The sequence below is a fragment of the Glutamicibacter sp. NPDC087831 genome (assembly GCF_044742845.1).
Lineage (GTDB): Bacteria > Actinomycetota > Actinomycetes > Actinomycetales > Micrococcaceae > Glutamicibacter.
Window position 1 is genome coordinate 460,241 of the sequence record NZ_JBIUVH010000001.1, and the last position, 20,834, is coordinate 481,074.

At 57.9% G+C, this 20,834-nt stretch carries 16 protein-coding genes and 4 tRNA genes; 12 read left to right on the forward strand and 8 right to left on the reverse strand.

Going from position 1 to position 20,834, the window contains the following annotated elements:
• Positions 1-73 precede the first annotated feature (73 nt).
• A complete protein-coding gene (locus ACIOJF_RS02285; protein ID WP_105661505.1) occupies positions 74-685 on the forward strand; it encodes a M48 family metallopeptidase in 612 nt (203 codons plus the stop codon).
• A gap of 61 nt (positions 686-746) precedes the next feature.
• Here the strand turns inward: ACIOJF_RS02285 and ACIOJF_RS02290 are convergent, their stop codons facing one another.
• Positions 747-2,174: a zinc-dependent metalloprotease gene (locus ACIOJF_RS02290; protein ID WP_105661504.1), complete on the reverse strand. Its 1,428-nt coding sequence runs from the start codon at positions 2,172-2,174 to the stop codon at positions 747-749.
• Positions 2,175-2,523: 349 nt separating this feature from the next.
• Between ACIOJF_RS02290 and ACIOJF_RS02295 the strand changes: the two genes are divergently transcribed.
• The 6 genes from ACIOJF_RS02295 (at position 2,524) to ACIOJF_RS02320 (ending at position 8,081) form a co-directional block, all read left to right on the forward strand.
• A complete protein-coding gene (locus ACIOJF_RS02295) occupies positions 2,524-3,471 on the forward strand; it encodes a PDZ domain-containing protein (protein ID WP_402741135.1) in 948 nt (315 codons plus the stop codon).
• Positions 3,472-3,601: 130 nt separating this feature from the next.
• A complete protein-coding gene (locus ACIOJF_RS02300; RefSeq protein WP_402741136.1) occupies positions 3,602-6,637 on the forward strand; it encodes a UPF0182 family protein in 3,036 nt (1,011 codons plus the stop codon).
• A 62-nt stretch (positions 6,638-6,699) separates the two neighbouring features.
• Positions 6,700-6,773, forward strand: a tRNA-Met gene (locus tag ACIOJF_RS02305).
• 465 nt (positions 6,774-7,238) lie between these two features.
• A tRNA-Met gene (locus ACIOJF_RS02310) sits at positions 7,239-7,312 on the forward strand.
• Between the two features lie 263 nt (positions 7,313-7,575).
• Positions 7,576-7,649, forward strand: a tRNA-Met gene (locus ACIOJF_RS02315).
• A 358-nt stretch (positions 7,650-8,007) separates the two neighbouring features.
• Positions 8,008-8,081: transfer RNA gene (locus ACIOJF_RS02320), tRNA-Met, on the forward strand.
• A 48-nt stretch (positions 8,082-8,129) separates the two neighbouring features.
• On the opposite strand, the gene ACIOJF_RS02325 is transcribed toward ACIOJF_RS02320, so the two are convergent.
• From ACIOJF_RS02325 to ACIOJF_RS02335, 3 genes are all read right to left on the reverse strand, one after another.
• Positions 8,130-9,326 (reverse strand): IS481 family transposase, encoded by a 1,197-nt coding sequence (locus ACIOJF_RS02325; RefSeq protein WP_402741137.1) that lies wholly within the window; start codon positions 9,324-9,326, stop codon positions 8,130-8,132.
• Between the two features lie 221 nt (positions 9,327-9,547).
• Positions 9,548-10,279, reverse strand: a complete 732-nt coding sequence (locus ACIOJF_RS02330) for a PspA/IM30 family protein (RefSeq protein WP_105656844.1) — start codon at positions 10,277-10,279, stop codon at positions 9,548-9,550.
• A gap of 70 nt (positions 10,280-10,349) precedes the next feature.
• The gene (locus ACIOJF_RS02335) at positions 10,350-12,335 is read right to left on the reverse strand and encodes a TPM domain-containing protein (protein WP_402741138.1); all 1,986 of its coding nucleotides are present in this window, start codon (positions 12,333-12,335) and stop codon (positions 10,350-10,352) included.
• A 319-nt stretch (positions 12,336-12,654) separates the two neighbouring features.
• On the opposite strand from ACIOJF_RS02335, the gene ACIOJF_RS02340 reads away from it, so the two are divergent.
• From ACIOJF_RS02340 to ACIOJF_RS02355, 4 genes are all read left to right on the forward strand, one after another.
• Positions 12,655-14,178, forward strand: a complete 1,524-nt coding sequence (locus ACIOJF_RS02340) for a S1C family serine protease (RefSeq protein ID WP_133834294.1) — start codon at positions 12,655-12,657, stop codon at positions 14,176-14,178.
• Between the two features lie 190 nt (positions 14,179-14,368).
• Positions 14,369-15,190 carry an electron transfer flavoprotein subunit beta/FixA family protein gene (locus ACIOJF_RS02345; protein ID WP_181149011.1) on the forward strand — a complete coding sequence of 274 codons (822 nt, stop codon included), beginning with the start codon at positions 14,369-14,371 and terminating at the stop codon, positions 15,188-15,190.
• Positions 15,191-15,202: 12 nt separating this feature from the next.
• Positions 15,203-16,147, forward strand: a complete 945-nt coding sequence (locus ACIOJF_RS02350; protein ID WP_133834293.1) for an electron transfer flavoprotein subunit alpha/FixB family protein — start codon at positions 15,203-15,205, stop codon at positions 16,145-16,147.
• Positions 16,144-16,905: a PIG-L deacetylase family protein gene (locus ACIOJF_RS02355; RefSeq protein WP_105661499.1), complete on the forward strand. Its 762-nt coding sequence runs from the start codon at positions 16,144-16,146 to the stop codon at positions 16,903-16,905. Before ACIOJF_RS02350 ends, ACIOJF_RS02355 begins: the two co-directional genes overlap by 4 nt.
• Before the next feature lie 91 nt (positions 16,906-16,996).
• Here ACIOJF_RS02355 and ACIOJF_RS02360 read toward each other — a convergent pair whose 3' ends face one another.
• From ACIOJF_RS02360 to ACIOJF_RS02370, 3 genes are all read right to left on the reverse strand, one after another.
• Positions 16,997-17,554, reverse strand: a complete 558-nt coding sequence (locus ACIOJF_RS02360) for an anti-sigma factor domain-containing protein (protein WP_105656839.1) — start codon at positions 17,552-17,554, stop codon at positions 16,997-16,999.
• Positions 17,555-17,677: 123 nt separating this feature from the next.
• Entirely contained in the window at positions 17,678-18,139 is a 462-nt protein-coding gene (locus ACIOJF_RS02365; RefSeq protein ID WP_105656838.1) for a tRNA (cytidine(34)-2'-O)-methyltransferase, read from the reverse strand.
• 44 nt (positions 18,140-18,183) lie between these two features.
• Positions 18,184-19,149, reverse strand: coding sequence for a J domain-containing protein (locus ACIOJF_RS02370; RefSeq protein ID WP_146112240.1), 966 nt, complete (start codon positions 19,147-19,149; stop codon positions 18,184-18,186).
• 51 nt (positions 19,150-19,200) lie between these two features.
• On the opposite strand from ACIOJF_RS02370, the gene ACIOJF_RS02375 reads away from it, so the two are divergent.
• Positions 19,201-20,100, forward strand: coding sequence for a diacylglycerol kinase family protein (locus ACIOJF_RS02375; protein ID WP_166650798.1), 900 nt, complete (start codon positions 19,201-19,203; stop codon positions 20,098-20,100).
• Here the strand turns inward: ACIOJF_RS02375 and ACIOJF_RS02380 are convergent.
• Positions 20,069-20,827, reverse strand: a complete 759-nt coding sequence (locus tag ACIOJF_RS02380; RefSeq protein WP_105661497.1) for a pyrimidine reductase family protein — start codon at positions 20,825-20,827, stop codon at positions 20,069-20,071. The two genes, ACIOJF_RS02375 and ACIOJF_RS02380, sit on opposite strands and share 32 nt — an antisense overlap.
• Positions 20,828-20,834: the final 7 nt, after the last annotated feature.

Here is a 20,834-nt window from a genome sequence, read left to right on the forward strand (position 1 = left end):
CTTAGAGATCACGTAGTGAGCGGACAGGAAGGTCCCCGGCCGCTGCCATAGATGAGGAAAGAGGCGCAATGCAATGCCAGCTTTTCCAAACACCGTCGACTTCGTCGCGCCGGATGAGATTCCAGTGCGGGTTCTCCGCTCGGCCAAGCGCAAGAAGACCATTTCCTCCCAGTGGCGCGATAACCGGCTGATTATCCAAGTCCCTGCAGCGCTGGACGAAAAAACGGAACGCGCTTTCGTTGATGAGATGATCTCGAAGTATCGCAAGGGACGCCAAGCGCGTACCGCGGGTCATACCGATGATGCGCTGGAGCGCCGAGCGGCATCTCTTGACCAGCAGTACTTCGCCGGCGAAGCCGCGCCGCAATCCGTGCGTTGGGTAGCCAACCAAAATAAGCGTTGGGGTTCGGCTTCATATCGGCAGCGCAGCATCCGCTTATCGGTCACGTTGCAGCATATGCCCAGCTGGGTGCAGGACTATGTTCTAGTCCACGAGCTTGCGCATCTGGTGGTCCCGCGGGCCGGCCACGGACCTAGGTTCCAGGCTTTGCTGAACCGGTTCGAACGCCGAGCGCAGGCGGATATTTTCTTGGAGGCATTCCACGCAGGCTACAACGCTCACGCCAAGGAATTGGGCCGGGCCCAGGATGAACTTTCGGGTTTCGGCCATGACGAGGAACAGTAGCTCAATGCACGAAGGAGGGATGTGCACTCGTGCACATCCCTCCTTCGAGGTTTCGATCTAATCAGTTCTTCGGATCCTCTGGATTCCCTGAACCGTCATCGCCTTCGGCTTCGGGTTCAGCGTTGTCGAAGCCGCCGTCCAGAAGCTTACCCAGTGCTGCGTCAAAGTCGTCGAACTCGGTCGCGGCAACTTCACGGCGATGCGTGAAGCCCTTGGGATCGGTGAGGTCTTCCGCGGTAGGCATCAGATCTGGGTGATCCCATACGGCATCACGGCCCTCGATTCCACGTTCGTCGTACAAGTGCTCCCACAGGGCAGCCGCTTCGCGCAGCTTGCGTGGGCGCAATTCAAGGCCAACCAGAGATGCGAAGGCAGTCTCAGCTGGGCCACCCGAAGCTCGGCGGCGACGCATCGTCTCGCGCAGGTGACCAGCAAATGGAAGGTTCTGGGCGGCCAAGGAGACCACATGATCAACCCAGCCCTCGATCAATGCCAACGTCAGTTCTAGGTTTTCTAGAGCCTTCTCCTGAGCGGGGGTGCGCTGCGGGGTGAACAATCCTTCACCCAGCATCGACTGCAGCGCTTCAGGGTTGGACGGATCGATACCGCGTACTGCTTCTTCAATGCGCGACATGTCGATATGGATGCCCCGAGCATAGGATTCCACGGCACCAATCAACTTGGAGCTTAGCCAAGGGACCCGGTTGAACAATCGTGCGTGTGCGTTCTCCCGCAGAATCACATACAGCAGGACTTCCTGCTCTGGGATTTCAAGGCCATCGCCGAACTTGCTGACGTTGGCCGCGATAATGCCTGGAGTGGTTCCTGCCAAAGGCAGGCCGATATCGGTGCCGCCAAGCACATCGGTTGCCAAGCCGCCCAGTGCAGTGCCCAGCTGCATGCCGAACATGCTGGCTCCGAGATTGCGGAACATGCCATCGGAATTGCCGAGCATGCCCTTCATCTCTTCGGGGATCTGATCCTTCATCGCGGTGGTGATTGCGTTAGCTACCGACTCGGCAACAGGCTCGGTGACCTGCTTCCAGGTGGCCAGGGTCTTGTCATACCATCGTTTACGAGTCCATGCCTCGGTCGAGCGGCCGTTCGACTCGAACACCGTAGCGTTGTTCAGCCACAGTTCAGAAAGGTTTGACGCATCGCTGATGGCGTTGTTGCGCGCGTCCGATACCGCCGGATCATCGCTGGCATATGCCTGCAAAGCGGTGTCGGATGCAAGCTTCCAGTTCACCGGACCGGAAGACGCGTTATTGCTCATCATCGCGGACATCATGGCCTGGGCCTGCTGCATCATTTTCTGCATCGCAGCCGGATCGCCTTGAGCACCAAGGGCATCACGAAGCTGCGGCGGGAGGTCATTCGGGTCGAATCCGCCACCGAAGAGCTGACCAAACATTGCAGAAAATGGGTCCTGCGGATTGTTTTCGTCGTCATCGCCGTTAGGGCGGTTATTCGGGGGGTTCTGTGCCATGCCTTTAAAACTACCGCGAGTAGCTGATAGTTCCCATGAATCTGGGCTTCAGTTCGCTTTCGGCACATCGAATACGCCTTGATGCTGATGCTTTTAAACCCAGGGCTTCAGTAGGCTAAGGGTGGGGATGTCTGCAAGGACGGATCCGCGTATTTTTTGACAGTTGGCGGGAGCAGGATCAGTGCACGTACAGGAACCACAAGACTCGACTTTGGAGCCAGGCGATTCCAGCCGCACTCCGCGAGGTTCCAAAACCATGAAACGCACCAGCTCCGGCGTCGTTGCGCTCCTCCTGATCGGCGTCATGATGTTTCTCCCGACGAATTTCATGATCCGGTCGCCTGGCCCAGTGTTTAACACTCTTGGCGAGGACAACGGGCACGATGTGGTCTCCATCAAGGGAGCCCAGTCATACCCTTCGGAGAGCGTCTTGGATCTGTTGACCATTTACGTCCAGGGTGGCGGGCAGAACCGAATCACCATACCTGTCGTACTTGAAGCATTGGTCAATCCGGCCAAGGATCTAGTTCCTGAAGAAACCATCATTTCTCGTGGTGTCTCTTCAGAAGAGAAGAATGAACAAAATGATTTCATGATGACTTCATCGCAGGACTCGGCTGTGGCAGCGGCTTTGGCCGAGCTGGATCAGGGCTTTACCGAGTGGCTTACGGTCGCTGAGTTCTCCACCGGCACGAATGAAAAAGTGCTTGAGCCCAAGGATCGCCTTCTGAAATTCGAAGGAGAGAAGATCACTTCGCTGGAACAGCTGAAGGAAGAACTGAATTCCCGCGGTGCAGAACCAGCAATCTTGACCGTTGGCAGACCGGATAAGCATGGCGTCTACAGCGACGTAGATGTCACTGTGAACACCAAGGAAGCCGAGAATGGCGAACGCCAGTTGGGTGTCTTCCTGGGCAACGAATACGAGTTCCCTATCGATGTGAGCTTCGGGTTGGAAAATGTTGGCGGTCCCAGCGCCGGCATGATGTTTGCCTTGGCGATCATTGACCGCCTGACGGAAGGCTCATTGGCGGGAGACCACCACATCGCAGGTACCGGTGAGATTTCAGCCGATGGCAAGGTCGGTCCAATCGGTGGAATCGCCCAGAAGATGGTGGCGGCGAAGAATGCCGGAGCAACCGTCTTCTTGGCCCCAGCCGACAACTGCGCTGAAGCCATAGGGCGTATTCCTGCCGGACTGGATGTCATCAAGGTTGCAACCCTGTCAGAAGCTCGCCAGGCATTGGAGAAGATCGCCGCAGGTGAAGACCCGGCGACTTTCACGACATGCGAATAGATTTAGCCGGGCATCAAGGGAAGAATGTGATGCAAGGAAACCAGTCTCGTACACAACGCCCGTACAAGAATTAGGTACACGAGTTCTCTTGTTGGGAACAACGGGAAGAACCCAAAGTAAGGAATAGATAGTGTCTTTCGGATCGGATAGTCCGTTCGGGGGTCCGCCGCGGCCCCAAGAACCACAACGACCTTCCAACCCTTCGGGCAAGAAAGCCTCGCCGTTGACCCTGACCATCTTCGCGGTGGTCATTCTCGTCGCAGTCTTCGTTTTCTTGTCGAATTTCTACGCTGATATCCTCTGGTTCAACCAGCTGGGTTTCTCCGAGGTCTACTGGACTGAGCGGATCTCCAAAATAGTGATCTTCCTGATCGCTTTGGTGCTGATGGCGGTTCCAATGTGGTTCTCGATGCGCAGTGCCTACAAGCACCGCCCTGTCTATGCGCCAAACTCGACCCGACCTGATTCCATGTCGCGCTACCAGGCCCAGCTGGAACCAGTCCGCCGATTCCTGATGGTTGGCATTCCATTGGTGATCGGCATTTTCGCTGCCGTTGCCGTGGCCGGACAGTGGCAGACCATCTTGCTGTTCTTCAACCAGGTCGGTTTCGGTAGCACTGACCCCCAGTTCAACATGGATCTGGGCTTCTTCGTTTTCTCCCTTCCATTCATCGCACTGGTCAACGGCTTCCTGATCTCGGTCGTGCTGCTCAGCGGCGTGGCTGGTCTGCTGACCCACTACCTCTACGGCGGAATCCGCGTTGAAGAGCGTGGCGGCATAACCGTTGGCAAGGCCGCCCGGGTGCACACCGCAGTTGTTGTCGGAGTCTTCTTGATCTTCCAGGCTGTGAACTTCTGGATCGGCCAGTACGAGACCCTCACCGACCAGTCCGGCCGTGTCGCCGGTGCACTGTACAAGGATGTCCACGCTGTCATCCCTGCACAGATGATTCTGGCCATTGTGGCAGTCCTTATCGCCATCACCTTCGTGATTGCGGCAATCAACGGTCGCTGGCGTTTGCCATTGATCGGCACCGCCATGCTGGTAGCAACGATGATCGTTGCCAGCGGCGTCTACCCGTTCCTGATCCAGCAGTACAAGGTGGTCCCTTCCCAAAGGGCGTTGGAGAGCGACTATATTGAGCGCAACATCGAAATGACGCGCTTGGCTTTCGGTCTCGACGATGTCGAAGTTACTGACTACGATGCGAAGATCTCGACTGAGAAGAATGCGCTGGCCGAGGAAACCTCAACCACCGCGAATATCCGCCTGCTGGATCCAAACCTGGTTTCGGCTGCTTTCGCGCAGCTGCAGCAGTTCCGCGGCTACTACACCTTCGCCGAGACCCTTAACGTCGACCGTTACGAGATCGACGGCAAGGTGGAAGATACCGTTATTGCCGCCCGTGAAGTGAACGTGGACCCAACCGACACGTGGGTGAACCAGCACATCAACTACACCCATGGCTACGGCCTGGTGGCTGCCTACGGTAACCGCGTGGCTGCCGGTGGTCGTCCGGACTTCATGCTCGGTGGCATCCCGACCTCCGGTGATTTGATTACCGACGAGGATTACGAGCCGCGGATCTACTTCGGTGAGAATTCTCCGTCCTACTCCATTGTCGGCGGGCCGGATGAGGGATGGACCGACCAGGAACTTGACCGTCCAGGTACCGGTGGCGAGAACCAAGACACCCGCTATACCTTCCAGGGCGATGGCGGTCCGAACGTTGGCAACATGTTCAACCGCTTGGTCTACGCACTGAAGTTCGCCTCCACTGACCTCTTGCTCTCACAGAACGTCAATAGCGAATCGCAGATCCTCTACGATCGTGATCCTCGCGATCGCGTGAGCAAGGTTGCTCCGTACCTGACGCTGGATTCCCAGGCGTACCCTGCCATCATTGATGGCCGCGTGCAGTGGATCATCGATGGCTACACCACCTCCAACGACTTCCCGTATTCGCAGCAGCAGCAATTGGACTCGGCAGTGACCGACTCGCTGACTAATGCGCAGGACCTGTCTTTGACCGGCCGCGTGAACTACCTGCGCAACTCGGTGAAGGCCACCGTCGACGCCTATGACGGAACGGTCAAGCTTTACGCCTGGGACACCGAAGACCCGATCCTGCAGTCCTGGCAGAAGGTCTTCCCTACGGCATTGAACCCGTTGGATGACATGTCGGCTGAGTTGATGGAGCACGTACGTTACCCTGAGGACATGTTCAAGGTGCAGCGCGAAGTGCTAACCACCTACCACGTGGACAACCCGGACGCGTTCTACGAGTCCAACGACGCGTGGGCTGTGCCGGATGATCCGACCTCATCCGCCGCTGGCGTGAAGCAGCCGCCATACTTCATGTCCTTGAAGATGCCGACCCAGGATGAAGCGTCGTTCTCGCTGACCTCGACGTTTATCCCTGCTGCCGCGGCCAACGGCCAGCAGCGCAACGTGCTCTTCGGCTTCCTTTCGGCCAACGCCGATGCCGGCTCCGAACCTGGGGCGAAGGCCGAAGACTACGGCAAGCTGCGCCTGCTCGAGCTGCCACGAGATACTGCGGTTCCTGGCCCAGGCCAAGCACAGCAGAACTTCGATACCAACACACGCGTGACCACTGAATTGAACCTGCTGCGTCAGGGTGCTTCGGAGGTCAAGAACGGCAACCTGCTGTCGCTGCCAGTTGGCGGCGGTATCCTCTACGTTCAGCCGGTCTACGTTCAGTCCTCGGGACAGACCAGCTACCCGACCTTGCGTAAGGTCCTGGTTTCCTTCGGCGACAAGGTTGGCTTCGCCGATACCTTGGCTGAAGCACTGGATGAGGTCTTCGGCGGTGAGTCCGGTGCAGTGACTGGTGAGACCGAAGGCGTTACGCCAGAGGATGATCCAAAGGGCGAGAAGGAACCAACCAAGACTGATACCCAGAAGCTCTCCGAAGCTCTGGCTGATGCGAATGAAGCCATCAAGAATGGCCAGGAAGCGCTGGCCAAGAGTGACTTCGGAGCCTACGGCGAATCGCAGAAGCAGTTGGAGGATGCCTTGACCCGCGCGATGGACGCAGATGCGGCCATCAACGGCACCGAGGTTGACGGGGATGTGAAACTGGACGACGGACAAAATCAGGACGCAGCCCAATCGCCAGCACCCCAGGACGGTGCTGAAGGCTAAGCACTAGCATCAGCTGACCGATTTGCTTTCACTCCGCGATGATGCAAGAATTGTCTAGTCATCGCGGGGTGGAGCAGTTCGGTAGCTCGCCGGGCTCATAACCCGGAGGTCGCAAGTTCAAATCTTGCCCCCGCCACGAATGGCAAAATGGAGATCCTAACGGATCTCCATTTTGCGTTAATCTGCAAGTTGCCCGTTGCCGGATCAGTACCCGTGAATTGATGCGGGAACTGCCGTCAACCCATGTACGGGAAGGGGGCGGTCGCCGGCATATGTGTAAGTTGGGGCCGAAGGCTGACGCAGTTCCAGGCCTACCGCAGGGCCCCGGGCGCTGGAAGGCCCGAGAATCTTCCCCTGAGCGGGCTAGGGTGATCGCAGCAGACTCTCAGGCACCTTGTGGCGACGGGCTACCCGCCGGAGTGTGCAATCATGCGGCGGAAGACCCCTGGGGTCTTTGAAACCCGGGTAACGCCGGGCCGAGGCATCTGGATATAACCAAAGGATAATTCGGATCAGGTCGGACATTTAGGCGTAGTGCGATTAAGGACACTCTTTTCGATTCGCTATTGAGTTCACCAGTTGGTAATGTTGTATTTACCGACGCGGGGTGGAGCAGTTCGGTAGCTCGCCGGGCTCATAACCCGGAGGTCAGAGGTTCAAATCCTCTCCCCGCCACGAACGTGGAAACGGAGATCCGGAAGGGTCTCCGTTTTTGGTTTAACCGGACTTCTCAGGCCTGCGCCAATGGGCGACCGTGGCGTTTATTCTTATTCAAGCTCGCCGGATGGGTCTGAAAAGCTTTCCCTTCATCCGGGGGAGAGCCTGTGCAGAGTTGGGCGGTTGCCCCCGCTTCGCGAGCCGGGGGTGTCCTGGTGATGCAATGCACTATCCCAGGATTGGCCAAGTCATTCACTGATTGGTAATGTTGTATTTACCGACGCGGGGTGGAGCAGTTCGGTAGCTCGCCGGGCTCATAACCCGGAGGTCAGAGGTTCAAATCCTCTCCCCGCCACGAAAGTGGAAACGGAGATCCGGAAGGGTCTCCGTTTTTGGTTTAATTGGATTTCTCAGGACGGCGCCAACGGGTGAGCGTGGCCAAGCGCCAGTAGGCACATGATCGACTTCCCGATGGGGGAGCAACTAATATGTCCGCATTCACTGGGCCGAGGCGGACAGGCAGCGGACCCATGGCGTTGATTTTGTTTCGAGCCCGCCGGATGGTCCTGAAAAGCTTTCCCTTGACCCTGTGGAGATGCCGTGGGGAGTGGGGCGATTTCCCCGCTTCATGAGCCAGGGGTCTCTTGGTGACGCAATGCACTATCCCAGGATTGGCCAAGTCATTCACTGATTGGTAATGTTGTATTTACCGACGCGGGGTGGAGCAGTTCGGTAGCTCGCCGGGCTCATAACCCGGAGGTCAGAGGTTCAAATCCTCTCCCCGCCACGAATGTGGAGAGTCGAGACATCGTTTACAGATGAGTTGCGACATGCTTTACAAATTATTATCAGTTTCCCCCGGCCACCGCCCGGGGGATTTCTGTTTATCGGGCCAATAGGATTTGCCGGGGTCGATGGAGTGGCGACTAAGCACCTCTGAAGTTTCTACGTCCATCACCGTGACTTCTTCAGTGTCGATGAGCATCACGACTTTCTTTCTACGGTGTATTTTCCGCACCCCTAAGTGACGTAGTTTTCCCTCGTGTCTCAGGGTTACTTTTCCATCCTTGTCGATCCGGTCATGTCGGATGCGGAACTCGCGGTCCCGCGTGACGTTCTTGAGGTTCGGCCGGGCCTTGAGTGTTCGGTGGTACCACTGGCTCGGTGTTTCCCGATTCAGTGCACGGTGTGGACGTTCATGGTTGTAAACCTTCTGGAACTCATCCAGGATCTCTTGCAGTTCGGTGATCGATTCAGCGCGTGGTCGCGCGTTGACCCAGAGGTGTTCTGTGTGGTGGAAACGCTCGATCTTTCCTTGAGTTTGCGGGTGATAAGGTTTCCCGTTTTTCTGGCGTATCCCTAGGGCGATCAGTAGTTTTTCGAACTTGTTCAGGCCTTTGAGCAGCCGTGTTGTGTAAACCAGTCCATTTTCGGTCAGGGTGCTTTGCGGTGGGCCGTAGTGGTTGATGCACCAGGTGAAACTGTCGATGACGATTTGTGTGGTGATCTCTTCGTGCACGGAGCAGTGCAGTAGGTATCGCGAGTGGTCATCGAGCCAGTGCAGGATTTCGACGGTGTGCCCGTTGGCTAGTCTCGCTTCGGTGAAGTCCGATTGCCAGGTTTCGTTGGGTTGCTCGGATTGGAATCGGTGCAGGCTGCTCTTCGGGCGTTTTTTCGGTTCTGGGGTGATCAGGCCGTGGGCGTGAAGGATTCTGCGGATGGTGGCCGTGGAAGGCACGTGCAAGTGCTCTTTGCCTAGGTGGTATTGGATGGTCATGGGGCCTGCGTCGAGGCCGTTGGCGGTGAGCGTGCGGCGTAATTCGAGGATGCGTGCTGTGAGTTCGGGGCTGGTGGCGCGCGGGTTGGTGTGTGGTTTTTTGCTGGCAGGTTCCAGCGCGGCATCGCCGCCGTGGTCGTAGGCGCGTAGTAGCTGGTAGATGCGTTGGCGAGAGATCTTGTAGTGGCGGGAGGCTTCGGTGACGCTCATGCCGGCGTCGCGGATCTGGTGGACGATGACGTGGTTTCTAGACATGTAATAGTGTCAAGGATGACGCGACTCATCGGTCAAGATGCGAGTGTCTAGGATGTCCCGACTCATGTGTCTAATATGTCGTGAATCTACACACTCTCCCCGCCACGAAAGTGGAAGCGGAGATCCGGAAGGGTCTCCGCTTTTGGTTTAAGCATTAAAGAAGTTGGCTGGCAATGCTTTCGCACTGCCAGCCAATTGACACAGTTCAGAGAGCAGAAAGTTTAGCTCTCCAAAGCATCGGTTTGTTTGGCCTTCAGAGCGGCCAGACGGGCTTCCACCTCGGTCTGCTCACCCAGATCTTCCAGAGACTCGAACTGGGAGTCCAGGCTTGATGCCTGCAATTCTGCAGCACCGCGAACGCGGGCTTCTTCGCGACGAACCTTTTCTTCGAAGCGACCAATTTCGCTGGACGGATCCATGATGTTCACGGACTTGATGGCTTCATTGACCTGGTTTTGAGCGTGTGCCGACTTGGAACGGGCGACCAGCTCGTCGCGCTTGCTTGCCAGTTCGGTACGCTTTTCCTTCATCATGTTCAAGCCGCTTTTGAGCTTGTCCACGATCTCGCGTTGCGAGGCGATCGTCGGCTCGGCGGTCTTCATCTCGGACTCTGCCTGCATCTGGCGCTGGATGGCGACCTTAGCCAAGTTGTCGAACTTCGAGGCATCATCGGCATTGCCTGCAACTCGGAACTCTTCTGCCTTGTTGGATGCTGCCAGAGCCTTGTTGCCCCACTCGGAAGCTGCCTGCTCGTCTTCCCGGAAGTCGTCTTCCAGCATGCGCAAGTTGCCGATGGTCTGGGCAATCGCCTGCTCTGCTTCAGCAATATTGTCGTTGTAGTCGCGCACCATCTGATCCATCATTTTCTGGGGATCTTCAGCTGAGTCGAGCATTGCATTGATATTGGCCTTGGCCAACTGTGAAATGCGTCCGAAGATTGACTGCTTGATCATGGTTGGACCTTTCTGTCCGTCAAGAAAACACTATGAACTTGAAACCTTCTGGTGAAACTGGTCCGGCAAGCTAGAAGTTGCCGCCTCCTCCGCCTCCGAAGTCACCTCCTCCAAAGCCGCCTCCGCCGCCGCCGAAGCCACCGAAGCCGCCCCCGCCAAAGAAACCTCCACCGTCGCCGCCATCGGAATGACCGCCATGGCCTCCGCCGCCGAGGATGGTATTGATCAGGATGCCTCCGAGCATCGCGCCACCGATGCCATCAAACATCCCGCCCCCGCGGCCACGGCCGTAGTTCCCGTAACCGCGCGAGTCGCCGAAGCCGTCGAATCCGCTGACGTCGCTTTCGGCCATCTGCGCAGCTTGGTCAGCTAGCTGAATGGCACGCTGTGCGGAACCTACAGCACGCAGCGGATCGCTGCCAGAAAGCGAGCGCGCCTCATCGAAGGTGCGCTGGGCCTCAGCAAGGCGGGTTCGAGCTGAAGAGCGGACGCCGCCGCGACGGGCACGGATGTAATCGTCGGTACCGCTGATGCGCGACGCTGCGGTGTGCAGCAACGAATCCAGTTGTGCACGGGCTGATTGTTCCTGCTGAGCCTGGTTACGCGTACTTGAAAGAGCTTCTGAAAGCGGGCGAACGGACTCATCGAGCTGGGTGATCAAAGCCAGCGGGTTGTATTTGCCGCTGCTCAGTGCTTGCTTGGTATTCGCCAGAGTGCTTTCGACACCGGCCGCGGCGCTAGAAAGGCGGGGATTTGCTCCGTTGCCCACGAAGGCGTTCGCTTGAGCCACGTCGCGTTCGGCCAGCGCGATTGCGGACTTCAAGTCTTGCTGGGCCTGCCCCAAGGCTTCGCCAGCCTTGTTGATGGCCTTGAGCAGCACATCGGCCTGGTCGTGGGCTTCTTCCGCATTCTGGATCAAGATCGCGGCATTGGATCGGTCAGTGGCCAGTTTCTCTGATGCCTGCTTCAAGGCGGAAGAAGCAAAGGTCAGGCGCTCGGCGGCCTGGTCGGCGTTGTCCTTGATCTGCGATACTGCGCTGGCGTCATATTGGCCGGCAAGGCGTTCCAAGTCTGCCACGCGGGCCGACAGCCTCTGGTTGAGCGGTTCCTGGTTCGCCGATACCTCAGTAATGCGATCCTCGGCATTCTGCTCCAGCTGGCGCAATTGCTTGAACTCGTCGGCATGGGCCTGCAGGGAACTGTTGACCTTCTTGCAACGGTCGATGATTTCATTCAACCATGAACGCTGATCTTGCTCGGTATCGGGGATATCGTCATCCAACTGCTGCTGCAGGCGGAAAGATTCAGTCAGGTGGTTCTTCGCTTGTTCAATATCCTCCACATAGACCTGGACAGCCTGCTTGCCGTATTGTGCTTCGGCGAAGCCCAATTCTTGCTGCGAAGAACGGATCGAGTCATCTGCAGCCACCAGCAATTGGTCTGCCTGCAAACGGAGCTTGTCCAGGGGGACCAGCTGCTGCTGCGGAGCAGGGGCGCCGTACTGTCCTGGGTGTTGGCCTTGGCTCTGGCCGAGCTGCGCGGTCTTCTTCTTGCTGCGCCGTGAAAGGAAAAGGAACCCAACCACAGCAACGGCACCAATGGCCAGGACGACGGTTAGGAAACCTCCGCCAGAGGATGAACCATCTGGGCTGTCCCCACCTTCAACGCTGCGCATGCCAGCGATGGCCCCCTCGACTGCACCGGCCCAGTTTTTCTCACTGAGTGCCGGGCTGATTTGGCTGCTGTAGATTTCAGTATCGGCTTTGGCAATCGGACCGCCTTCGGCGCCAGCAAAATATGCTTGGCGGGTCTCGGTTGCCACCACCAGGATGGAGTCAGCGCTGCCCAAACCCTTTTGGTTGGCAACTTCGGCGGCCCATTGATCAGCCTGGCCTGGGTTGGAGAACTCGTCGACGAATATCGCAAACAGGTTTAGTCCGGTATTGCTGCGAAGTTCCTTAATTTCGGATTCCAAACGCGCTTCGTCGGAGCCGAGCACGCCTGAAGAATCGACGACGAAGTCGCCAGGTGGAATCGTTACAGGCGATTCAGCCATCGCAGGTGCCGATAAGCCGAAAGAGGCTACCGTTGCCAATACTGCTCCAGCAATGAGCCGTCGAGCTTTCATACGCATGTCTTGTTCCCCACCTGAAATGCATCAGTCAATCTAAAATCGGGAGAATCCCGATCTGGTGATCCCCGAGATTGGGTTCACACTTATGATTGATTCTATTTGCCCTAATGAACAACGTCTACGACATTCAGCTGGCAGAATAGTTAACTCACAGCCGGTGCTCAGACACCACAATTCGATGCCACAGACCAGAGTTGGATAATAGAACTCAAGAGATTCGACAGTTCGAAAGAGGCAAGCCATGAGCCAGACACCGAATGAGCCACGTGGGAACGATGCGGGCGATTCAGCAGAGCCAATTAACGACACCAATAACGACCCAATTGCTTCGGCCGAACCTACGGTGCGCTACCCGCGAGTGAATCAGGCTCCAAGCGCCAGCGAGAATCCAACCAGCGTTTACCCCGCGCCGTCCGTTGACAGAACGCAGAACGCGGCCCACTCCCACGGACAGCATTCCGACGCCCAGCAAGTCCAGAACGGCTCTCCCTACGGTTCCCCTTACGGCCCTCCGTCCAACGAGCCTGCGAATTACCCGATCCCGCCCGAGAAGCCTTCCAAGGACAAGAAGTCCTTCTCTGGCAGCACGCTCATCGCCGGAATGATTGCCGCGGCCTTGGTAGGTGGCGTCACTGCCGCTGGCACGACCTACCTGATGAATGACGACGCGGGGTCTTCCTCGGTGAGCAGTTCGCCGCGTGAGGGCGTGGTGATCAACAACCCGGACAAGGTCACCGAAGTCACCGCCGCTGCCGCCAAGGCAAGCCCAAGCGTGGTGACCATCGAGGTTTCCGGCAACGGTTCTGGCGGTTCCGGATCGGGCATCGTCATGGACGACAAGGGCAATATTCTGACCAACACCCACGTGGTTACCCTGGGTGGCGAAGTTGCCAATCCCAAAATTTCGGTCCAGATGAACGACGGTTCGGTGCATAGTGCCACCGTGGTAGGCACAGATCCTCTATCGGACCTGGCAGTCATCAATATCCAGGCCGACGGCCTGGTGCCTGCCGCCGTGGGTTCCTCGGCCGAGCTGAATGTCGGGGATACCGCTGTCGCCATCGGCGCACCGCTGGGTCTAAGCGGCACCGTCACCGACGGCATCATTTCCACCTTGAACCGCACCATCTCCATCGCTTCTTCGGCCGTTCCGAAGGAAAGCGACCAGAGCGAGGGCGGGGATGGCAACCAATTCAACTTCCAATTCCCGGGACAGGAACAAGAGCAGCAGCGTTCAAGCGGTTCGATCTACGTAAACGTCATCCAGACTGACGCGGCGATCAACCACGGCAATTCCGGCGGCGCATTGGTCAACGCCAATGGTGAAATCATTGGTGTCAACGTTGCTATTGCCTCGGCAGGCAACAGTGAAGAAGGCGGATCGATTGGCGTTGGCTTCGCGATCCCTATCGACTACGCAAAGCGTGTTGCCCAGGAACTGATCGATAACGGCGTGGCTACCCACGGTCTGCTCGGAGCCACGGTGACCCCGCAGGGCGCAGCTGGATCGAACCAGCAGAACGCTTCGGCGTTCTCGGTGGGTGCCCGCGTTGTTGAAATTAGCCCTGACTCGGCAGCTGATAAGGCCGGTCTGAAGTCCGGTGACGTGATCACCGGCGTCAACGGCCGTGCAGTCCAGGACTCGCAGACCGTGACCGCGGCCATCCGCGAGATTCCAGCCGGGGGAGAAGTGGAAATCAGCTACCTTCGCAATGGCAAGGAACAGACCGCAACAGCAACTGTCGGAGCGCTGTCAAATAACTAAACAAATCGTCATGATGACGCTGTGAAACAAGTAACGCGGGCTGGTGATCGACTAGCCCGCGTCACTTGTTGATCTGAGAGCGATAAACACCCAGTGAACTGCATTGTGTCGATACGATAGACACTGAAGGAATTAGCCTGCCCCGGTGCCCCGCACCGGTGCGGGCATCGAAGCTCGTAGGAAGGCGCGAATGAGCGAGGAAAGCACCACTCCACTGAAAATAGTGGTCCTGGTCAAACACGTCCCAGATGTTCAATTTGACCGTCATATCGATTCGGGAACGCTGCGCCTTGACCGTGCAGAATCAGTACTCTCCGAACTTGACGAATACGCCGTGGAAGCTGCTGTTTCCATCGTGGAAGCCAACGGCGGATTCGCCGCCGGGCATGAAGTCATCGCCGCGACCATGGGCGGCAAGGGATCGGGCAACTCCGTCAAGAAGGCCCTGCAGATGGGTGCCAGCTCAGGGCTGCATCTGAACGATGACGCCTTGGCCGGTTCCGACACCATTGCCACGTCGAAAGCGCTTGCGGCGCTGGTTGAGCATGCCGGCAACGTGGACCTGGTTATTACCGGGATGTCCTCGACCGACGCTGAAACCTCGGTTGTTCCAGCCCAGCTCGCAGAACGGCTGGGCTTTGCGCAGCTGACTCACGCGCTGGCCGTTGAGTTCGATGCCGCACAGCGTGAACTGGCCATTAAGCGCGATCACCTGGACCGCACTTTGACCCTGAAGGCGAACCTGCCGGCAGTGCTCTCGGTCACCGACCAGGCCAACGAGCCGCGCTACCCGAATTTCAAGGCAATCATGGCTGCCAAGAAGAAGACTGTCACCGAGCTGGACCTGGCCGCTATCGGCCTGGATGCAGCCGCGGTCGGCGCCCTCGGCTCGAACACCGAAGTTATCGCAGCTGAAGCCCGCCCTGCGCGCCAAGCCGGAACGGTCATCAACGACAGCGGCCAGGCAGGTATCGCCTTGGTTGATTTCTTGGCCGAACAGAAGCTGATCTAAGGAATATTGAACATGCCTTCAGCACTAGTATTTTTCACTGAGCTTTCCGCGGCTCCCTCCAAAGGCCAGCGCGAACTGCTGACCCTGGTCTCTGGTTTCGAGAACCCGGCCGTGGCCGTTGCCAACCAAGTCAGCGACGAAGCCCAGCAGGTTCTCGCTTCCTATGGCGTGGTGAAGCTATTCACCGCTTCCGGCGATGCCCCAGTTTTCGGCCAGCACGAAATTTCCGTGCTTGACGCAGCCGTGCAGGCTACTGCCGCCAAATTGGTCTTGCTTGCTAATGACAATTTCAGCCGTGAGCTCGGTGCCCGTTTGGCTGTGCGCCGCAACGGTGCGATTATCACCGACGTCATTGGCATCAGCGGGGATCTTGTAGCTACCAAGGATGAACTGGCAGGAAGCTACAGCGTTCAGGCCAGGGCAACCAACGGCACCCTGTTTGCCACCTTGAAGCCGAACAGCATCGAAGACGCGCCAGCGGCCTCCAGCACCGCCTTGGCAGTTGAGGAATTGGCTTTGGAGAACTCCAACGATGCCAAGGTCCGGATTGCTGCGGCGGAGGCGAAAGTCGCAAGTGATCGACCTGCCCTGACCGAAGCGCGCGTCGTGGTTGCTGGTGGTCGTGGTGTCAACGGAGACTTTGGCCCGGTTGAAGACCTTGCCGATGCCCTGGGAGCTGCCGTGGGCGCTTCTCGTGCAGCTACCGATGCCGGCTGGATCTCGCACGATGCGCAGATCGGCCAGACCGGTGCCACCGTCGCACCGCAGCTGTACATCTCTGCCGGCATCTCGGGAGCGATACAGCAGAAGGCCGGAATGCAGACCAGCAAGTTCATCATCGCGATCAACAAGGATGTCGACGCCCCGGTGTTCGAGATCGCAGACCTGGGTATCGTTGGTGACCTGGCCAAGGTCCTGCCGCAGGCCGCCGAAGAGATTCGACGTCGCAAGGCATGATCGATACAGCGCAATTCATTGGTGCAGGCGCCCAACGGGTCCTGGCTTTCGGCGCCCATCCCGATGATCTGGACTTTGGGGCAGCCGGGACGGTAGCGGCCCTGACCGCGGCGGGGGCAGAGGTTCAGTATTGCATCATGACTGACGGCGACGCCGGCGGTTTTGATGACCGGGATCCTGAGGAAACGGCTAAGCTGCGCCACGAAGAGCAGAAACAGGCCGCCGCCAAGGTGGGTGTGAAAACGGTCCACTTCCTTGGCGAACGCGATGGCTTCCTGGAAGCCAACCACGATGTCATGCGCAAGGTGGTCCGGCTGATGCGCCAGGTGAAGCCAACCATCGTGATTGCAATGCACCCGGAGCGCAAGTGGGATCGGATACAGGCCTCGCACCCAGACCATCTGGCCTGCGGTGAAGCGGTCACCCGTGCGATCTACCCGGCGGTGGAGAATCCGTTCTCCTACCCGGAGCTGCTGCATGGCGAAGGACTGGAAGCCTACAAGGTGCCTTGGCTCTGGTTGTGCGGGGCTCCGCAGGAACGCGAGAACGCCTATGTGGACATCACCGAATTCTTCGAGAAGAAGATGGACGCCTTGCGTTCGCACTTCACCCAGCACCCGGATGTTGCCGCCATGGAAAACTACGTTTTGCAGCAGTGCGAGGAAAACGCCGAGCGTGGCCAGCTGGGAAAGGGCAAGCTTGCCGAAGCATTCCACGCAGTTGCCGTGAACGCCCGCGACACGATAGCCGGGTTCTGAGTATCCAGGCAAAGCAGACCGGAAAAAGTTCGGGGCGAAGATCAAGAATTGATCTTCGCCCCGAACTTTTTGGCTGGCCAGAGGTGAGCTGCTAGCTCTCGTCTTCCGTTGCCTTGTCTTGAGCCAGTGGCAGGTCGACCGATGCTTCAGCATCTTCAGATGGAGCGTCAGGGATCTTGGATCCCTCAATGGTGATGTGGAGGGCAATCACGTCTTCAGCTGGAGACAGCCCAGCCGCGGCATCTTCACCGGTGCTGGAAACGATCACGGAGACGCTGCCGGACTCATGCACGGCCCATGCAACGTACTGTTCCGAACCGTCCAGGGCAGGCAGCTCGGAGAGCTCGACACCCACAGCGCTTTCGGACTTCGACGAGCTGAGCACCGCTTGGCCTCCGCTCTTCAATTCGACGGTCTCGGTGACTGCATCATCGGCCTTGGATGCTTTGGACGCCTTGGTGCCTCCATTGAGCAGGGAGAAAATGACCACCGCTAGGACAACGATGATGGCAAGTCCCGTGACAGCGAAGATCCAGCGCTTAGGCTTTTTCTTGGCTGCACGTGAACTGCTGGCCACTTGGCTCACCAGATCTAGACCCAGGTTCTCGTCCTGGGGCTCGTCGCGGTGCTGAGAATGGCTACCGTTCATTGTCTTGGATTCTCCCGAAATGTAGTCGGCACAGTTCAATACCCGAAAACTGCGGGTACAGACTCGAGCCTACTTTATAAAGATTAGGTAAAGCTGTATGCGTGGCGCGGGCTGGCTGGTACTTTATGCGCCAGCGAAGCCGTGCTGGCGCCAAGCTTCGAAGGCTACCACCGAAGCGGTATTGGCCAGATTCATCGATCGGCGGCCTGGAAGCATCGGCAAGCGGACCAGGTCGTTGATGCGCGGATGCTTCTTGTCTTCTGCGCTCAAGCCAACCGATTCACGGCCGAAGAGCAGGATGTCGCTGGCCTCGTAGCTGATATCCGAATAGACAGTAGTTCCTTCGGATGTGAAGGCAAAGACCCGGCCTTCTCCCAGTGCTTCAAAGGCTGCGTCAAGATTTTCATGCACCGTGACGTAAGCCAGGTCGTGGTAGTCCAATCCTGCGCGACGCAGGTTGGCATCCTCGAAGTTGAAGCCTAATGGCTTGACCAAATGCAGTTCTGCGCCGGTGATGGCGGCTAGTCGGATAGCGTTGCCGGAATTACCCGGGATCTCTGGGGCATTGAAAACGATACGAAACACTCAACCAGTTTAAGCTCTCACCAACAAGAAATAGGCCATTGACCTTAGTACATCGCTTCACGTAACTGCGCCAGGGCTAGGCGATCGACGACATTCGGCGATGGGCCAGAGCCCAAGAAGAGTTTCAACTCGCGAATCAATCCCGCTGCATTGAGCACATTCGGAGTCGATGCAAGTGTTGGATCGGCATTGCGCCGGTACTCAATGACCGGTTCGTGGTGATTGCCGTTGGCAGAAAGCACCAAGGTGAACGCAACTACGTTCATCTGCATGAATTGCCGTTGCAAACCGGAGATGGAGAACTGCGGAGGCTGCGTCAGCTTATTGCCGTGGCGCAAGACATTGCCATCAAATGAATAGTAGCCATCGGGCAGAGTCATCGTATTGATCACCGCCATGCGGTAACCGGCAATCAGCACATGATCGTAGTGCCCCGACGCGGGCGAACGCAGGCCGTTGACCAAACGGGCAGCTGGCAAGATATTCAGGACGTTCTTGGAAAGCAGGTTGATGGTCTGCGCCTCGCGGATCAGCCGTGCACGGTTGGAGAACAGACCGCGTTTTCGGGGTTCTCCATGAACGCGCTGCTCACAGACTTTTCTGTCCAGCAATGTAGGAGACGTATCCGAGAACGGTGGAACATATTCGGTGGGCAACTGCGCCTTGGGCTGCTGAGGGCTCTTGCGCAGGCGCTCGTCAAAAGGACGGGCGCTGAACCCGGCGCGTGGAGCGTTGCCCGGAGACTGGAAGGTCTGCTCATAACCCAGCGGAGACGCCATCTCGCTGAGCTGCTGGAAAGCGCGCTGTACTTCTTTGAACTTTTCTTCGCTGCCACCGAGATCGGGATGGGTCGCGCGAGCGGCCCTTCGGTAAGCGACCTTGATATCTTCCATGCTCGCAGTAGGCGCGACACCAAGAATTTCGTATGGGCTTGGTGTACTCATTGAACGGAGGAATCCTCTCGGTGAAAAAGACCGGATGGCCAGTGTTCCCCAGTTTAGCGAATCCAACCCAGCAAATTCTTTGTAGAAGCGTCAAGTTGCTGGGTAATCTCTATGGTCATGAGCTCGTTTGGTCGCACCGCAGAAATCCGCATCATCTTCCACCCCGCCTCAGGCCGAGGCCGGGGGATGCGCCTTGCCCAGCAGCTTGCCCACGCGCTTGGCAAGCTCGGGCTGGAACATGGGCTAGTTGATACTTCAAGGACGAGCGTGGAACTGGTGGGGGACCAGCTCAGAGCTTCGCGGGCGATCGTCATCATTGGCGGAGATGGGCTGATCCACCACTGCATCCAGCACGTTGCGGGAACTTCGATTCCCATCGGTGTCATCCCCGCAGGCAGCGGCAACGACTTCTGGCGCATGACAGGGGACGCGAATGCAGAAGAATCCTTGGCCAAGGTGATTGCGTTTTGCAAGCAGCCGGGAGCAACTATGCCCATTGACGTGCTGGAGCTGCGGTTTGACCAGGCCGGCAGAACACCGCGCTATGCACTGGGTGCCGTGTCCTGGGGATTTGAAGCCACCGTCAACGCGAAAGCCAACGCGTTGCCGCGGCAGCTGGGAGCACTGCGGTATATCGCCGGTTTGATCCTGTGCCTTCCCCAGCTGCGCGGATGCCCCAGTGGGGTGAGGGCCGACGGGCTGCGATTCAGCGGAAGCGTCCTGGCCGCCAGCGTCGCGAATATCAAGTCCCTTGGTGGCGGCATCAAGCTCTTCCCGCATGCTGATTTCACCGACGGTACCGCGGAATTGGCTATCGTACGCGGACCGAATATTCTGCGGGTCCTTCCGTATCTGGCAAGGATCCTCACCGGAGCGCCGCATCCATGGAAGGTCAGCGCAAACCTCACGCGGGCCCGCATCGAGACATCCCGGGACAGCTATGCTGACGGGGAATGCATGGGGGCCGGGTCCTTTGAGCTAGCTGTTATTCCCGCGGGGATCCAGCTGATTTCCTAAGTCGATAGTCGCAGAAGAGCATGCTGTCCTCTTCAAACAAGGAATGCAGCTCGAAGGCGTGGAACCCCTGCCGATCGTGAACCGCTATTCTCATGCCATCACCTGCCACAAGGACAGGAGAGTAGCTGATGCAAACCGAATCCACCGCGCCAGCCGAGGCGAACTGCCCAAAAACGTGAGGACCGCCTTCAGCGTGGATGAAGCCGTATCCCTTGGAATGCAGATATGCGATGATTTCGGTCGGATCACACCCGCCCTCGGTTTCGGAAACCTGCACGAGAGTGGCATTGGGTCCAAAGGACCGACGCTGTTCGTCGGTGACCTGAACGCTGGTGAAAAGCAGAACCGGAACCGGGGATTGGGCAAACACCGGGGCCGTTGGCTCCAGATGCAATCCTCGTGAGATGAGCGCCAGCACGGGCTGTGGCGGCAGGCCATGTTCGATACGCCACGCCATGTCCTCCGCGGACAGGAGCTGGCCTTCGTAGCCCTCGGCACGAACCGTTCCAGCACCCACCATGATCACGTCGGCAAGCCGGCGCAAGAGTGCGAAAACCCTCTGATCGCCAGGAGAGCCCAATGCTTTGGAGAGCCCATCAACCTGGGCACTTCCGTCGATGCTGCTGACGAAGTTGAAACGCACGAATGGGCGATGCTCGCTGGAATAGCGCTCAAGCAGGAACTGGTCATCAACCTGATCTGCTGGTTGGGGAAGCAGGGCACGCATCTGGGAA

Bases quoted from the DNA above. Each gene is read 5' to 3' on its own strand.
- ACIOJF_RS02335 (WP_402741138.1), bottom strand. From the start codon at position 12,335: ATGGCTGAATCGCCTGTAACGATTCCACCTGGCGACTTCGTCGTCGAT.
- ACIOJF_RS02285 (WP_105661505.1), top strand. From the start codon at position 74: ATGCCAGCTTTTCCAAACACCGTCGACTTCGTCGCGCCGGATGAGATT.
- ACIOJF_RS02380 (WP_105661497.1), bottom strand. From the start codon at position 20,827: ATGCGTGCCCTGCTTCCCCAACCAGCAGATCAGGTTGATGACCAGTTC.
- ACIOJF_RS02375 (WP_166650798.1), top strand. From the start codon at position 19,201: ATGAGCTCGTTTGGTCGCACCGCAGAAATCCGCATCATCTTCCACCCC.
- ACIOJF_RS02330 (WP_105656844.1), bottom strand. From the start codon at position 10,279: ATGATCAAGCAGTCAATCTTCGGACGCATTTCACAGTTGGCCAAGGCC.
- ACIOJF_RS02360 (WP_105656839.1), bottom strand. From the start codon at position 17,554: ATGAACGGTAGCCATTCTCAGCACCGCGACGAGCCCCAGGACGAGAAC.
- ACIOJF_RS02325 (WP_402741137.1), bottom strand. From the start codon at position 9,326: ATGTCTAGAAACCACGTCATCGTCCACCAGATCCGCGACGCCGGCATG.
- ACIOJF_RS02355 (WP_105661499.1), top strand. From the start codon at position 16,144: ATGATCGATACAGCGCAATTCATTGGTGCAGGCGCCCAACGGGTCCTG.
- ACIOJF_RS02340 (WP_133834294.1), top strand. From the start codon at position 12,655: ATGAGCCAGACACCGAATGAGCCACGTGGGAACGATGCGGGCGATTCA.
- ACIOJF_RS02290 (WP_105661504.1), bottom strand. From the start codon at position 2,174: ATGGCACAGAACCCCCCGAATAACCGCCCTAACGGCGATGACGACGAA.
- ACIOJF_RS02350 (WP_133834293.1), top strand. From the start codon at position 15,203: ATGCCTTCAGCACTAGTATTTTTCACTGAGCTTTCCGCGGCTCCCTCC.
- ACIOJF_RS02345 (WP_181149011.1), top strand. From the start codon at position 14,369: ATGAGCGAGGAAAGCACCACTCCACTGAAAATAGTGGTCCTGGTCAAA.